The sequence below is a fragment of the Paenibacillus sp. HGH0039 genome, assembly GCF_000411255.1.
GTDB lineage: Bacteria > Bacillota > Bacilli > Paenibacillales > NBRC-103111 > Paenibacillus_F.
The window spans coordinates 1,737,273-1,751,181 of the sequence record NZ_KE150412.1; the positions used below are offsets into that span (position 1 = coordinate 1,737,273).

A 13,909-nucleotide genomic window follows, 5' to 3' on the forward strand; every position below is an offset into this window, starting at 1 on the left:
AACATGAGCAGGTGCCCGGTTTGGCGATATTGTCTGGCGGCCGGTCACCGTCACGCGGAGCCCCAGGTGAGGAGGCTGTACACGGTGTCCCGGCCTAATGCTTGGCTGTGTCGTCCGTCTTGCCGTTGGCCGGTCCGCGCGGGGTGCCGTTCAGGCCGATATATTCGTCGTACGCGTCGAACATTTCCCTCGCGATCGGAGCGGCGCCGTAGGAGCCGTAGCCCCCTTCCGGGACGACGACCGCAACGGCAAGCTTCGGCTTATCGGCCGGAGCAAACGCGATAAATACGGCGTTGTCCACCTCTTTGGAGCCGATTTGCTGCGTGGACGTACCCGTTTTGGCGGCTACGGTGTAGTTGACGCCGTCGAAGCCCTGCTTGCTGACTTCCTTCATGCCTTTGAAAATCGTGTCCCAGTACTGGGGCTTGAACGAAGTTTCCTCGCTGAGCACAACGGGATCGAACTTCTTGATGGTTTCGCCTTCGTAGGTCGTGATGCGGTCCACGAACAGCGGCTTCATCCGTTTGCCCCGGCTGGCGAGCATGGCGGTGTGCTGGGCGAGCTGCAGCGTGGTCGACTTCTCGTTCTGCCCCCAAGACGCGTATACGAGCGCGGACTGCTTGCTGTCGAGCTTCGCATTGGCAAGCGACTCGTTGGAGCCCGCATACTCGTTCGGAAGGCCGCTTTCCGTAGAAACGACGAGGCCGAACCGCTTCAAGTAATCGTCCCACACCTTGAGCCCGTCCTCCCGGTCGAAATACAGCCGTTCCCCGATCAATGCGGACATAAACGTATTGGAGGAATGCTTGAGCGCATCGGCGGCATTGATCGGACCGAACGCTTTGCGGCCGGAGTTCCAGATCGTGCTTTGCGATCCCTTTTTACCGAACGAATAAGAGCCCCGGTCGTTATAATAATCGTTCACGCCGAAAAAGCCTTCTTTGAGCCCGACAAGCACGGTCATAGGTTTAATCGTCGAGCCCATGTACACGATGGAATTGGCGTGCTTTTTCAGCTCGTTCTCCGGATAATCCGGATAGGCCGTCGTAATCGTCCCGTTGTTGACGAACGGCTGGATTTTTTTGTACTCCGTCGTCTTAATCCCGCCGGTCCATAGGTTAGGATCGTAATCCGGCATGCTGGCCATAGCGACGACACGTCCCGTATCGACTTCCATGGCGACGGCGTAACCCGAACGGGCATTGGGCGAATAGCCGTAGGAGCTCGATTTCGGCTGACGCAGGTAAGCCAGATGATCCATAATTTTCTGTTCCGTGCGGTTCTGGATGTCCTTGTGAATCGTCAAGTACAGGTTGTTGCCTTTTTCGGGCTTCGTGATGGACACGGGCCCGATAATTTTCTGCGAGGAGTTCACGGGATATTTCTTATAGCCGTTCTTGCCGCGCAGTTCTTCCTGATACATCAGCTCGAGCCCGTCATAGCCGACGTCTTCCGTATCGAGATATTCGGCCGTGTTTTCTTTGTTTTTATAAAAGCTGAGCCCGTATTTGGATTCCCTCGCGGTCGAAAACTGCCGCATGTATCCGGTCAGTTGAACCGCGATTTTATCCTGGTCGTAGGTCCGGATGCTCTCTTCCATCACTTCGATCCATTTGAATTCATCCCGGTGCTCCAGCAGATAGGAGACCTCTTCCTTCGTCAGATCGGCTTTGAGCCTTCTCGGAATGGAGTAATAACTCGGCGCCTTCGTCTGCTGCTGGTTGATATCGTAGCCTACGTCCATCAGCTCTACGATTTCCTCGGGCGTCAAAGGTTTGGCCGTCTTGGACCCGTACTGCTGGAAAACGTCCGCAAGCTTACGGGCGAGACCGATGACCTCTTCCTTATTGTTCTGCCCCGATTCAATCCGGAAAAAGACGGACTGGACCGGAATCGTATAGGCAATGGGGTAGCTGTTGGAATCATAAATATTGCCCCGGATCGGCGGGATGGGAGTTTCCCGGTTGGTGGCCGAGTTCTCCTCTTCCGCGAGCCTGTCTCCTTCGACAAACTGGAGGATGGCCAGACGGACGATCAGAACGGAAAACAAAATAAACGTCGTGAAAAAGAACAAATTAATGCGAACAGAGAAACGCGTGCGTTTAGAGGAATCCGGTTTTTCTAAATCTTCGTTGTGCATCTTGCTTCCTTCCTTGTGTCCTTTTCTATCCTTGCTCTATCTACCAGTTTACCATAGACATGTACCGCTAGAAAAATGTAAGAGAATGGGAGAATTAATTTCTTATGATTCCCGCAAAAGAAAACCGCCCCCGTAAGGGAGCGGTCCTCTAAGCTTCACGGATATGCGTCTGATTAAAGTTGGACGGGTTAAACCAGTCGCCTCCGCTGGAAAACCAGGTGGAATCGAGCGGTATCCATTTCTTGGAATCCGCCAAGTATACCTCGTTCCAGGCATGCGGACCGTATCCGCCCCGGCCGTCGTACCCGAGGCCGGTCACCACTTTCACGTCGAGACCGACGGAACGGGCCATAACGGCGTAGAGACGGGAATAGTCGATGCATACTCCTTTGCGCGTCGCAAACGTATCCTCCGGCGTCTGTTCCTTCCAGATACGCTGCTGCTCGTAAAGCTCGACTTTGTTCCAGTCGTATTCGACCCGGCTGCCGACCCATTTATAGAGCAGCTCCGCTTTCTCCTCGTCCGTCTTGCCGGCCTTCGTGACTTCCTGGGCGGCCGCGGAAATATTGTTCGGGATGTTCGCGTCCAGAACCTCGTATTTACGCTGCAGAATCTGACTGAATTCCTGCTCCACGGCCCTGGTGAAGACCGGCACCTGGTTTTGCAGAAAATCGCCCGTAAACGGCTGGATGACTTCCTGCGCGCCTTTCTGGTACAGGGACGAAGCCTGGATATACCCTGCGGGTTTCGCCTGCGGGAACAGCGTCACAAAAACAAACAGCACGGCTACGACAAGCAGGGCCCGCCAAACGCCCGTTACGGACCCGATCAGTCCGCCTGTCGCCGCGCTGATGACGGAAGGGCTGTTCTCCCGGTCCCAGCGGCTTTGCGCCCATCTGAGCAGAACGGGATCGACGAACCAGTAAAGAGCCTGACGGATGATCAGATAAGCCAGCAGGAACAGGACGCCGAAGCGAAACAGTTCAAAGTCGCGGATAGCCGTAACCGCCGTGTAATACGTCTGCTTCCAGACGGGCATTTCCTGGGCGGGTATTTGAATGGCAAGGCTGCTCAGCCAAATGCGGACGGGGTCCGAAACCAGGGTCGCCGTCTGCCAGGCCAGATAGATGGCCACTACCGTGATCAGAATTCCGCAGACCATATGCAGCAGATGCTTGGCAGAACCGGAGGCTCCGCGTATGATGCCTTGAATGGCTGAAACGATCACGATGAGGATAAGTGCAACCGAGATGAAATTGATCGTCGTGTCCCCGGAAAACAACGAGGTAAACATAGGCAGGCGGGCCTCCTTTTACATACATATAACTTCGCTTTGTATTATTGGCCGGCGTTCTTCTTCGCCTGCTCGACGAATGCGCGGACCGCTTCTTCTGCTTTAACCTTAAAAGTCTGGTTCATAAACGTGACGGACACTTCGGATGAACCGGGTGTTCCTTCAATTTTAACATTTTTGGTCGCGGCTGTATAAGTACCGTCCGGGTTGGCCGTGTAGGTGGCATCCTTCGCCTCGTTCTGCACGGCTTTAACCGCTTGACTGCTGAGTTCGGTTAACGCGGCGTTTCCGATACTTTGCAGCGTTTCCTTATAGTTGGCTCCGTAAACCACCAGCGCCCCCACAATGGCGATAACCAGCAGCCACTTGACCACGGTTTTGACGAGACTGACGACAACGAGCAGAACGATGACAGCCACGAGAATCAGCAGCCAGCGCTCCTGAAAAAACGCTATCCAGGCATCCATTTCCTTGTATATCCCCCTTTGTAAAATAAAATACCGGCTCCGCCCTGCGGAAAGCTTTTATTCCTCTTCCCGTTTTTTGCGGAGCTCCTTCAATTCCTGCCGAATCTGTTCTTCGCGGTCGGTTTCCTGCTGCACGCTCCGTCTCGTTTTCAGAAACCGGATAACGGCCAAAGCGCCGAGCGCAGCCAGCAGAGCGACGATGAACCGGTCCATACGGCCACCTTCTTCCTTTCCTATTACGTGCCTGAACGCTAACGGTAGCATAAGTACGGGACAAGGGGCGTACATCTAGAAAAGACGAACGGAACCGAGAAGTTGTTTCGCCAGCAAAAATAACGAGGCGGTGTGCTACGTATGAAAACGGCAATATGGCTCTATTTCTTCATGTTTGTCGCATTCTTCGACTTACATGCCCAATACCCCATTCTGACACCCTTCGCCCTGTCCCTGGGCGCGGCGCCTTCCTTTATCGGTCTGATCATGGGCATGTATTCCCTTACCCATCTCCCCGGCAATCTTCTTGCCGGATACGGGGTCGATAAATACGGAAGCAAGCTCTTCATCGTGTTCAGCCTGATTGTAGCAGGTATCGTACTTATCTTTCAATCGCAGGTTAAAGACCCTTGGCAGCTTCTGATGATCCGTTCCATCAGCGGTTTCGTTCTCGCCTTCCTGTCTCCCGCCTGCTTGTCGATGCTGGCCAAAATCGCCAAAGACAGCGTGCACCAAAGCAAGCTTATGGCCGGAAACGGGCTGATCCACACGCTCGCTTCCGTCGTCTCGCCCGCGGCCGGCGCCTATCTCGTCGCCCAGTTCGGCTTCACGGCCTCCTTCACCCTCCTCGGCTGGCTCCTTATCGTGACGGGGCTTCTCTCCATTCCGTGGCTGAAAGAAACGCGCCCGGAAGCCGCGGCTCCCCCGCTTCACACGGGGGCCGGTTCCGCAGGGATAAGCGTATCCGCCGCCATGTCCCGCAAGCCGGGAAGCGGCGGCACGGAAGCCGCCGCGCCGTCACCCGGTTCCCAGGGCACCCGACGGAAGGCTGCACAACTTCATGCGCCGGTAGCGGACAACTCCGGAGGTCTTGCCGGAGGCGCGGACAAAATCCCGTGGATGTTTTATTTCGTTCCGCTGGCGATTTCTTGTTCGCAGGGAATTTTGTTCTTCGAGCTTCCCCTGATGAAAACAGCCCAGTCTTCGCTGCTTACTTCCGGCCTTTTCTTCTCTTTGATCAGTCTCGGCGCTCTCGTTACGCTAAGCATGCTGTTCCTGAACCGTATACCGCCCGCCCACCGGACCGTTTCCGGCGCTCTTGCCCTCGCGGTGCTTTTCTTCGGTCTCGCAGTGGACTGGCCGCTTCCTTTGACGGTCACCCTGTTTATGATCGGGATGGCCAAAGGCCTTATTTTCCCGTCGCTCGCAACCCTGCTCGCCGGAATAACGAGCAGCAACCGTTACGGGAGAGTGTTCTCGCTCCTCTCCATCGCGTACTCCATCGGCGCTTTTATCGGTCCGATGGTGGCGGGCAAGCTCCGCGACTCCATCTCGCCTTACTTCATTGCCTTCGTTATCCTCATGGCCGCCCTGACACTGCTTCCGTTCCGGGTTTTGAGACAGAAGCCCGCGGCTGTCTGAGAGCCGTCCGTCTCACTTCACGTCCGATTTGGGCAAAAGCACAGGAATTCCTTCTCGCGGCGCCATAAGATACAGGAGCAGGTGATCTTCTAAATAAAGGAGTGAAGACGAATGGGAGCAGTCGGCGGATACGGCGGTTGGACTTCGACGGGAACGATTCTCGTTCTGTTCATTTTGCTGGTTATCGTTTCGCGCACCTTCATCTAACCCTAAAGCGCCTGCAAAAGGCGCGAAAGACGGCTTGAGCGTTCAAGCCGTCTTTTTGTCGTTTCGACATTTCCCAGGAAATGCACATCGTTCTTTGCCGATCGGACTATTTGTGAGCCGGAATTCTGTCCATTATAATAAATATCGACACTTATCTGCACCTTGAACAGACAAGCGGAATGAGCTTGAACGGAGGAACCGGGAATATGTCTATCGCCATTATTGTAGAGGGAAAAAACGACCGCAGCAGGCTTAGGCGTCTGCTCAGCAGTGAAGTGGATATATACTGTACATACGGGACCCCTGGCACCGAAGCTCTGGAACAGCTGAAGAAAAAAGTCGGGACGAGTGAAGTATATGTGTTTACCGACAACGATTCTTCCGGCAAAAAAATCCGCGGCCGCCTCCGGGACCTGTTCCCGGACGGCGAGCAAATCTACACGAGACGCGGATACGCAGGCGTGGAAGGCACACCCGAGGAATACTTGATTCAGCAATTGGAAAAGGCAGGGCTCGAAGAATACATTGTGTATCCCCCGGCTCCTGCCTTGTAGGTTCCGCCTATTCCTTGCTTAACGTCTTGATATCTTTTACCATGGTTTTGTAATCGAGATCGGGTCTGCCCGGATTGTAATACGTACGAATCTGGCCTTTTTTGTCCACCAGCAGGATGACGTTGGAATGGGTGAAATTTCCCGTGTTGTCCTTCGTGACTCCGATGGAGTACTTCTTGGCCAGCTGTGCCATTGCCTGTTCGTCCGTGCCGGTCAGAAATTTCCATCCCGTGAAATCGGCGCGGTTGCGGATCGCATACTCCTTAAGGGCGGCAGGCGTGTCTCTGGCCGGATCGAACGAGATCGATACGATGTCCGCTTTGTCCGCAAATACTTTCTGGGCTTTCATCTCATCCTGGACTTTAGATAAAAAATTGGTCGTTATCGGACATACGTCCGGACAACTTGCGAAAAAGAAATACACCAGTTTAACCTTGTTGTCGAAATCGGAAGAAGAAACCTTCTTGCCTTCCGTATCCGTCAGTTCAAAAGGCGCCGCGGTGCCGACCGGCTTATCCTTCAAATAAGCGCTGGCCTGCTCCTGACCGTATAATTTGTAGGCAAACGATGCGATGATCGCAAGCAGAACGACGGTAATACCTACCTTAAACCAGTTTTTTGCCCAAAATCCACCCGCCATAAATACACTTCTCCCCTCTAAATAAACATCCCATGTCGCCATGGGATGTCTTGTTCATCTGGATTCAAGTTTGGGTAATCTACTTTATAAATTCATAATGGTCGAATCGACCACCATGATCAAAAACAGCAGTGTCAGGTAATTCACGGAATAGATGAACATGCCTTTGGCCCATTTGTCGTCATCTTTCGCCTTAAATCCTTTGTAACCCATAAAGGCCCAGATCAGCCCCATAATCGTCGCCGCGAAGAAATACAGCGGTCCAACGTGAGCGTCTCCGCTGTAGAAGAAGAGAAGCTGGGAAACCGGCACCAGCAGGACGATGTAACGCATCATGCTTACTTTGGTGACGTAGTTGCCTTTCACGACAGGCAGCAGCGGATAACCGGCTGCACGGTATTCTTCCTTCCTGCGGATTCCAAGCGCCCAGAAGTGCGGCGGCTGCCACAGGAACATGATGAGGAACAGGATGAGCGCGGTCATATCGAGCTTGCCTGAAACGGCGCAGTAACCGATCACGGGCGGAACCGCTCCGGAAAAGCTTCCCGCGAACGTGCTCCATACGGAAGTACGTTTGAAAATAGCCGTGTAAACCCACACATACAGGAAAAGACCGGTCAAACCGAGAAGAGAACTTAACGGGTTCACGGCGACAAACAACAGGGCGATACCTGCGATGCCGAGAATAATTCCGTAGCCGAGCACCACGGACGGCTTGATTTTGCCGCTTACGGTAGCCCGCTTCTTCGTCCGTTCCATTTTGGCGTCCATATCGCGGTCCAAGTAGTTGTTAAGCACCGTTCCCGAAGCCATGACAAGCGCCGTGCCGACCAGGGTGAAAATCATCAGGAAAAACCAGTCTATCGTAAAGTTTCCCGCCGATGCGATCCAAAATCCGCCGAAAGCGGTAATCAGATTAGAAAATATAATCCCCGGCTTGGTCAGGGCAAAATAATCTTTCCATGTAGCCGGCTCCGAAGGAACATCAGTCTGCGCCGCCGATTCGGCTTCCGCTTGATGATCCGCGTGAAGCACCGTATCGGGAGCAGCCTTGTATCCTAATTGTTTATCCAAGGATCTCAACCTCCATAGAAATTCATCAAAACCATAACGAGTCATCTGTCTTTCGTACCCACTCATCATATCAAGCAGGACCACGTTTGACAATGTAATGGCATGAGTTGTCATCATATTGTCGAATTCGGACAGACGGTCCCGCCACGTTCCCGACGAATTCTTTCCTAGACGTCACAAAACGGATTTAGTATAGTTAAATTAATCGTTTTAGGAAAATTAAAGAAAGCAGTTAGAAAAGATTTAGATTCCTAAACATTTTCCTAACAATTTTCATCAACCTCATGCAAGGAGGGTCCCCCTTAATGTCGAGCATTCTGATCATTGAGGACGATAACAGCATTGGGGATATGATGTCGATTTACCTGGCGGAAGACGGCTACACGGTAAAACGCGCTTCGGACGGTCAATCGGGGCTCCGGCTTTTCAAAGAATTCGAGCCCGACCTGATCGTCCTGGATATCATGCTCCCCGATTCCGACGGGATGAAGCTGTGCGCGGATATCCGCAGTCTGTCTTCCTTGCCTATCCTCATGGTTTCTGCGAAGAACGATGTGTCCGACCGCGTGAAGGCCCTGCTGATCGGCGCCGACGATTATTTATGCAAGCCTTTCAGCATGCGCGAGCTTTCCGCCAGGATTCAGGCTCTTCTCAGACGGTCTCAAATCGTACAGGCCAAATCCGCCCCGGCGGTCAGAGAGGCTCCGCCGTCCATTCATGTGGATACCGATAAGCGCTGTTTATACGTCAACCACATACCTGTGGAAACAACTTTCTCCGAGTTTGAACTTATTAAACTGCTTTGGCTGCATGAAGGAAAAGTGTTCAGCCGCGAAGAGCTGCTTAACCGGATCAGGGGCATCGATTCTTTTGTAACGGAACGGGCCATTGACGTACATATCGCGAATTTGCGCAAGAAGATCGAAGTCGATCCCAAAGATCCCAAATACATCAAAACCGTGTGGGGAGTCGGATATAAATTCGCTCTCGCCGCGGAATAGCCCTAATGAATACCTTGTCGACGGCTTTTGTGCCGGCGCAAGGTTTTTTTTGTGTCACGAGACAAGCGCCTAGACCATATGCTAAGTAAGGAAAAGCGCCCATCCGGCAAAAGCCGGCGCAACAGCGAACCTAGTGGGCATTATAAGGAGGGTATACTCCCATGACGATCAGTTCAAATCCAGGCAGCAAATCGTACGGCACGGCAGCTCCCGGTTACACAACTTATCCGTCTTACCCCGGATCCGCGCAAGGCGGTTATCCTTCGTCCCCGGGCTCTCAGTTCCCCGGAACCTCGTTTCCAGGCTCACAATTCCCGGGCTATCCGTCTTATCCGGGCCAATTTCCTCCTCCGGGAGCGGGGTCGGGCGGCACCGGCGTCCCGGGCGGAGTGAGCCAGCTTCCCCTGGAAGAATCGTTCATCGAGAACATTCTGCGGCTCAATCTGGGCAAAGTCGGCACCTTCTACATGACGTACGAGAACAACAAAGAATGGAACGCGAAAATTTTCCGCGGCGTTATCGAAGCGGCGGGGCGCGATCACATCATCATCAGCGATCCCAAAACGGGCGTGCGCTATCTTCTGCTGATGGTCAATCTGGATTACGCGACGTTTGACGAGCCGCTGAACTATTTCAACACGCCGGTTCAGCCCCGATAACGGATTCAGGACGAAGCCCCGGCAGACAGCCGGGGCTTTCCTTTTGCCCGGCAGCTTTATTTCGCTTAAGCCATAGGCTCTTTCAGGTTCTAACCCGTCATTAAAGGTTAATGAAACGTAGCCGGAATACCCTTCTATTCATCCGGACCGATGGACCGGAAATGCCAGATGTGCAGCTTTTCCCCGCCGCCTTTGATCCAAGGGTGCATACGCCCCCATATAGGATCTCCGCCGCTGAGACGGACTTCCCGCATACGAGTATATTCGTCAGGGGAAACGGGAGTCCATATCTCGACGAACAAGTTAGGCTGGTCTGTCCCTTCCAATAAGGAGAGTTTTTCGTTACCCCGGAGTTTTTCCCGCATAAAGGACAGGTAAACCTCGCGCGATTCAGGCAGTATGGCGTATTCAACAAAAACTTTACTCATTTTTCCCCTCCGCTTGATTTAAATTCACACCGAACATGGTAAACTATAATATACCGTCAAAGACAATTCCAGCTTAGGAGGAGAGCCAGTGGATACGGGAACCCATTTAGTCATCGGCTTCGGCCTCGCCGGCTTATCCATGGTGGATCCGGTAGTAGCCTCCAACCCTTCGGTCATGACCGCTGTTTTCATCGGGACCGTATTGGGCTCGCAGGCTCCTGATTTCGATACCCTGCTCAGATTCAAAAACAATGCCGTTTATATCCGCAATCACCGCGGCATTTCGCACTCCCTGCCGTTCGTCGCTCTTTGGACTCTGCTTATCACAGGTGTTCTCGCCCTTATCTTCCGGGGTGTGCCCGTCCTGCATGTAGGAATGTGGGTTTTGATCGCTGTGGCGTTTCATGTCTTTACCGATTTGTTCAACACCTACGGAACGCAGGCCTTCCGGCCTTTTAACCAGAAATGGATATCGTGGAACATTATCCACATTTTCGATCCGTTTATTTTTACCGCTCACCTTGTCGCGATATTTCTGTGGGCCGTTCACGCCGCGGAACCCACATTGATTTTCCCGGTGCTGTACGGGCTGATCGCTCTCTATTACGTATGGCGGACACTCGCCCACTATCTGGTGGAAAAGAAGCTGCCGGTCCAAGATCCCGCACACAAAGCCGGGGATAAATATATGGCCATTCCCACCTATAGTTTAACGGCGTGGAATGTGGTCAAGCAGGGCGAAGACGGCCTGTACACCCTTGGAGACTTGCGAAAAGGGAATCTCCGGTGGATCGATCAGGTCAAATGCGACATCCATCCGGCTGCGGAAGCGTCCAAAAGCCACAAGGACATCCAGGCTTTCCTTTATTTCTCGGGCCATGCGTGCGCTCAGGTGATTGAAAAGCCCTGGGGTTATGAAGTAAGATGGAGCGATGTAAGGTATCGGCACCGCAAGCAGTATCCGTTCGTTGCCGTGCTGCTCATGGACCACAGCTACAAGCCGCTCGATTCTTATATCGGCTGGCTCAGCGACGACCGTCTTCAGAAGCGGCTTCGTGTGGACAGCTACTAGAGCGGGGCTACGGCATCACTTATGTACGACGGTTAATCCGCGCCGATACCGGCGCGGTTTTGCCGTGTCCGCATCGCCGGGATTACATGGCAAAGCCCGAGGGACTTGTCCCTCGGGCTCATATGAAGACTGCGTATTACAGTTTCCGCAAGATTAGCGGCCTTGACCTTGACCTTGACCTGCCAGCTGTTGCTCAGCGATTTGCACCAGACGACGAGTGATGTGTCCACCAATCGCGCCAGTGTCACGAGTAGCCATGTAACCGTAGTAACCATCTTGAGGAATTTGAATGCCGAGTTCTTGAGCTACTTCGTATTTCAATTGTTCCAGAGCTTGGTTAGCTTGAGGTACTACCAGTACGTTGCTGCTGCGAGATTGTCCAGTTCCCATTGGGATCAGACTCCTTTCGGTCAGTTAAGATTCTTGATGTATTTGCAAGCTTGCAAAGATAGTATGTGACGGTTGAAGAATTCTATACGCATCTCAAACAAAAAAACTTTGAAAGCAGGGGATTTTCAATGAGTCGCGGACTCGCACTACTTTTTGCCGTGATCGGCACTCTACTTCTGGCAGGCATCAGCTTCGCCATAGCCCTGAGGGAGCCGCTGCTGGTCGTGCTGTTTATCGTCTTGTCCATCGGTTTTATGGGATTCGGATTCGCTACAAAAGCAAAAATGCGCCGCAAGCGGGAAGCCTCGGGAAAACAATAACCCGAAGCGCCGCTGCGGCGCTTTTTTTAATTTGCTTTACAGAAGAACAAAGCCCATCCGTTCTTTAACCTGCTTAATCGTTTCTCCCGCAAGCTCCGACGCTTCGGCCGCCCCCTTGCGGAGCACATCGTAAAGCTCTCCGGATTCGCGGATCTCGCGGTAACGCTGCTGAATCGGCTCCAGTGCCTCCACGACGACTTCGGCGAGATCTTTCTTGAAGGCGCCGTAGCCTTGGCCTTCGTATCTCGCTTCCACCTCGGCTACCGTCATATCGGCACATTGGGAATAAATGCCCATGAGGTTGCTGACTTCCGGCTTGTTCTTAGGATCGAACTTCACTTCGCGGCCCGAGTCCGTCACGGCGCGGCTGAGCTTTTTACGGATTACCGAAGGCTCATCCAGCATGGCGATGAAGCTGCCGGGGTTCGGATTGCTCTTGCTCATTTTCTTGGAAGCGTCGTCCAGCGACATGATGCGCGCCCCCACTTCCGGAATATACGGCTCCGGAATCGTGAACGTATCTCCGTAGCGGTGGTTAAAGCGGGCCGCTAGGTCGCGCGTAAGCTCCAGGTGCTGCTTCTGATCCTCGCCTACCGGAACGAGGTCCGCGTTGTACAGCAGGATGTCCGCCGCCATCAGCGAAGGGTACGTGAACAGCCCGGCGCCGACAGATTCCTTACCGGCCGATTTGTCTTTGAACTGGGTCATCCGTTCCAGTTCGCCGATGTAAGTCAGCGTCGTCAGGAGCCATCCCAGCTCGGCATGCTCCTTGACCGTGGACTGCAGGAAGACGCTGGCTTTGGCAGGATCGATTCCGCAGGCCAGATAAAGCGCCGCTACCGATTCCGTCTGTTCTTTCAATGCGGCCGGGTCCTGAGGAACCGTGATGGCATGAAGATCCACGATCATGAAATAGCAGGTATGCTCGTTCTGGAGTTTAACAAAGTTGCGAAGGGCCCCGATATAGTTGCCGAGCGTTAATTGACCGCTTGGCTGAATGCCCGAGAGTACGCGTTTCATGACAAAACCTCCTGTTTGAATCTGAATTTGGATTGGGAAATAAACGCAAAAAAGGCCTCTCGTCGAAGGGACGAGAGACCGCGGTGCCACCCTTATTCGTTTGCCTGCTGCAGGTACCGCACCCGAAATCCGCGGACCGCAAAAAGAACAAACCTTCGTCTCCGATAACGGGGAGAAAAGCCGTTTCCGTATACTGGGAAAGGTCCGTGCCGCTTAAAAAAAGCAGCTGGTTCCATGAACCGTCATCGCCGGTCCGCTTTCCGTTCCACTTTAAGCTCGGGGATCCATTCGGCCTGCATGTTCCGCCGGTTCACACCACCCACCGGCTCTCTGTACGGAACGAATACCGCTTACTTGTTCCCGTCTTCGCGTTGATTGCATCGATTTTTATTTATTATACCCCGTTTGCTCTTAATGTCAAACGACAGCGGAAAACTACAGCCAGGTCGTTTTCTCTTCATAAGGGGTTCTTGCCGTAGGTTTCGCGGGCTCTGCCGGGTGACCGATAAAAAGAGTCCCGACGACCTTCCGGTTCTCGGGCGAACCGATAAACTCGTGCATGCGCCCGTCATGGACCAGCCCCACTCCCCGGGTCCGCCAAACAAGGCCCAGACCCATCTCTTCGGCCGTAAGCCACATGCCGTATATCGCGCAGGCGGCCGCATATTCGTTGTCGCGGCTGGAAGGTTCGTCGCCGGGAATGACGTCCGCAGTCACGACGATGACGAGCGGCACGCCTTTGACGGCCTTCATCGTCTCTTCCACCAGATGAGGCTTGGTCGGAAATCTTTCCGTCAGAAAAGCTTCGGCAGCAGCCTCATAGCGTGCCTTGGCTTCTCCTTGGATGACGTAAAAATGCCAGGGCTCTCTGAGCCTGTCGTTAGGCGCTGTAACGGCCGCTTGCAAAAGCGTACGGATATCCTGCTCCTCGACCGGATGCTCCGTGTACCCGCGCACGGCACGCCTTTTGTTCAGCAGGTTCAGAATAGATGCTGCGGCTGTAGTCAT

The 13,909-nt window shown here is 53.5% G+C and carries 17 protein-coding genes; 7 read left to right on the forward strand and 10 right to left on the reverse strand.

From position 1 onward, the window contains the following. Positions 1–94 precede the first annotated feature (94 nt). The 4 genes from HMPREF1207_RS07600 to HMPREF1207_RS29715 all read right to left on the reverse strand — a co-directional run bounded on the left by HMPREF1207_RS07600 (position 95) and on the right by HMPREF1207_RS29715 (position 4,114). Complete coding sequence (locus tag HMPREF1207_RS07600) at positions 95–2,140, reverse strand: peptidoglycan D,D-transpeptidase FtsI family protein (protein ID WP_009673167.1); 2,046 nt, start codon at positions 2,138–2,140, stop codon at positions 95–97. A 148-nt stretch (positions 2,141–2,288) separates the two neighbouring features. Beyond that, positions 2,289–3,434, reverse strand: a complete 1,146-nt coding sequence (locus HMPREF1207_RS07605) for a transglutaminase-like domain-containing protein (RefSeq protein ID WP_009673069.1) — start codon at positions 3,432–3,434, stop codon at positions 2,289–2,291. A gap of 44 nt (positions 3,435–3,478) precedes the next feature. After that, positions 3,479–3,901, reverse strand: a complete 423-nt coding sequence (locus HMPREF1207_RS07610; RefSeq protein ID WP_009673150.1) for a hypothetical protein — start codon at positions 3,899–3,901, stop codon at positions 3,479–3,481. Between the two features lie 57 nt (positions 3,902–3,958). Continuing rightward, positions 3,959–4,114: a hypothetical protein gene (locus tag HMPREF1207_RS29715; protein WP_009673122.1), complete on the reverse strand. Its 156-nt coding sequence runs from the start codon at positions 4,112–4,114 to the stop codon at positions 3,959–3,961. A gap of 141 nt (positions 4,115–4,255) precedes the next feature. On the opposite strand from HMPREF1207_RS29715, the gene HMPREF1207_RS07615 reads away from it, so the two are divergent. The 3 genes from HMPREF1207_RS07615 to HMPREF1207_RS07625 all read left to right on the forward strand — a co-directional run bounded on the left by HMPREF1207_RS07615 (position 4,256) and on the right by HMPREF1207_RS07625 (position 6,297). Continuing rightward, a complete protein-coding gene (locus tag HMPREF1207_RS07615; protein ID WP_009673124.1) occupies positions 4,256–5,536 on the forward strand; it encodes an MFS transporter in 1,281 nt (426 codons plus the stop codon). A 111-nt stretch (positions 5,537–5,647) separates the two neighbouring features. Then, positions 5,648–5,743: a hypothetical protein gene (locus tag HMPREF1207_RS07620; protein WP_016423559.1), complete on the forward strand. Its 96-nt coding sequence runs from the start codon at positions 5,648–5,650 to the stop codon at positions 5,741–5,743. A 206-nt stretch (positions 5,744–5,949) separates the two neighbouring features. Then, entirely contained in the window at positions 5,950–6,297 is a 348-nt protein-coding gene (locus HMPREF1207_RS07625; protein ID WP_009673128.1) for a toprim domain-containing protein, read from the forward strand. A gap of 7 nt (positions 6,298–6,304) precedes the next feature. Here the strand turns inward: HMPREF1207_RS07625 and HMPREF1207_RS07630 are convergent, their stop codons facing one another. Both HMPREF1207_RS07630 and cyoE read right to left on the reverse strand, forming a co-directional pair. Beyond that, a complete protein-coding gene (locus HMPREF1207_RS07630) occupies positions 6,305–6,937 on the reverse strand; it encodes an SCO family protein (protein ID WP_009673130.1) in 633 nt (210 codons plus the stop codon). A gap of 84 nt (positions 6,938–7,021) precedes the next feature. Beyond that, positions 7,022–8,011: a heme o synthase gene (gene cyoE / locus HMPREF1207_RS07635; protein WP_009673163.1), complete on the reverse strand. Its 990-nt coding sequence runs from the start codon at positions 8,009–8,011 to the stop codon at positions 7,022–7,024. Between the two features lie 305 nt (positions 8,012–8,316). On the opposite strand from cyoE, the gene HMPREF1207_RS07640 reads away from it, so the two are divergent. Together HMPREF1207_RS07640 and gerQ are read left to right on the forward strand one after the other, a co-directional pair. After that, the gene (locus HMPREF1207_RS07640) at positions 8,317–9,012 is read left to right on the forward strand and encodes a response regulator transcription factor (protein WP_009673178.1); all 696 of its coding nucleotides are present in this window, start codon (positions 8,317–8,319) and stop codon (positions 9,010–9,012) included. Between the two features lie 161 nt (positions 9,013–9,173). Next, positions 9,174–9,671, forward strand: a complete 498-nt coding sequence (gene gerQ, locus HMPREF1207_RS30735) for a spore coat protein GerQ (protein WP_009673138.1) — start codon at positions 9,174–9,176, stop codon at positions 9,669–9,671. Positions 9,672–9,805: 134 nt separating this feature from the next. Here the strand turns inward: gerQ and HMPREF1207_RS07650 are convergent, their stop codons facing one another. Further along, positions 9,806–10,099: a hypothetical protein gene (locus HMPREF1207_RS07650; RefSeq protein WP_009673110.1), complete on the reverse strand. Its 294-nt coding sequence runs from the start codon at positions 10,097–10,099 to the stop codon at positions 9,806–9,808. Positions 10,100–10,187: 88 nt separating this feature from the next. Between HMPREF1207_RS07650 and HMPREF1207_RS07655 the strand changes: the two genes are divergently transcribed. Further along, positions 10,188–11,171 carry a metal-dependent hydrolase gene (locus tag HMPREF1207_RS07655; RefSeq protein WP_009673142.1) on the forward strand — a complete coding sequence of 328 codons (984 nt, stop codon included), beginning with the start codon at positions 10,188–10,190 and terminating at the stop codon, positions 11,169–11,171. A 153-nt stretch (positions 11,172–11,324) separates the two neighbouring features. Here the strand turns inward: HMPREF1207_RS07655 and HMPREF1207_RS07660 are convergent, their stop codons facing one another. After that, on the reverse strand, positions 11,325–11,561 hold the full coding sequence (locus HMPREF1207_RS07660; RefSeq protein ID WP_016423560.1) for an alpha/beta-type small acid-soluble spore protein: 237 nt from the start codon (positions 11,559–11,561) through the stop codon (positions 11,325–11,327). 128 nt (positions 11,562–11,689) lie between these two features. Here HMPREF1207_RS07660 and HMPREF1207_RS07665 point away from each other — a divergent pair, with 128 nt between their 5' ends. Continuing rightward, the gene (locus HMPREF1207_RS07665; protein ID WP_009673090.1) at positions 11,690–11,881 is read left to right on the forward strand and encodes a DUF5325 family protein; all 192 of its coding nucleotides are present in this window, start codon (positions 11,690–11,692) and stop codon (positions 11,879–11,881) included. Between the two features lie 36 nt (positions 11,882–11,917). On the opposite strand, the gene trpS is transcribed toward HMPREF1207_RS07665, so the two are convergent. Together trpS and HMPREF1207_RS07675 are read right to left on the reverse strand one after the other, a co-directional pair. Beyond that, positions 11,918–12,901 (reverse strand): tryptophan--tRNA ligase, encoded by a 984-nt coding sequence (gene trpS, locus HMPREF1207_RS07670; RefSeq protein ID WP_009673161.1) that lies wholly within the window; start codon positions 12,899–12,901, stop codon positions 11,918–11,920. A 435-nt stretch (positions 12,902–13,336) separates the two neighbouring features. After that, entirely contained in the window at positions 13,337–13,909 is a 573-nt protein-coding gene (locus HMPREF1207_RS07675) for a nitroreductase family protein (RefSeq protein WP_009673134.1), read from the reverse strand.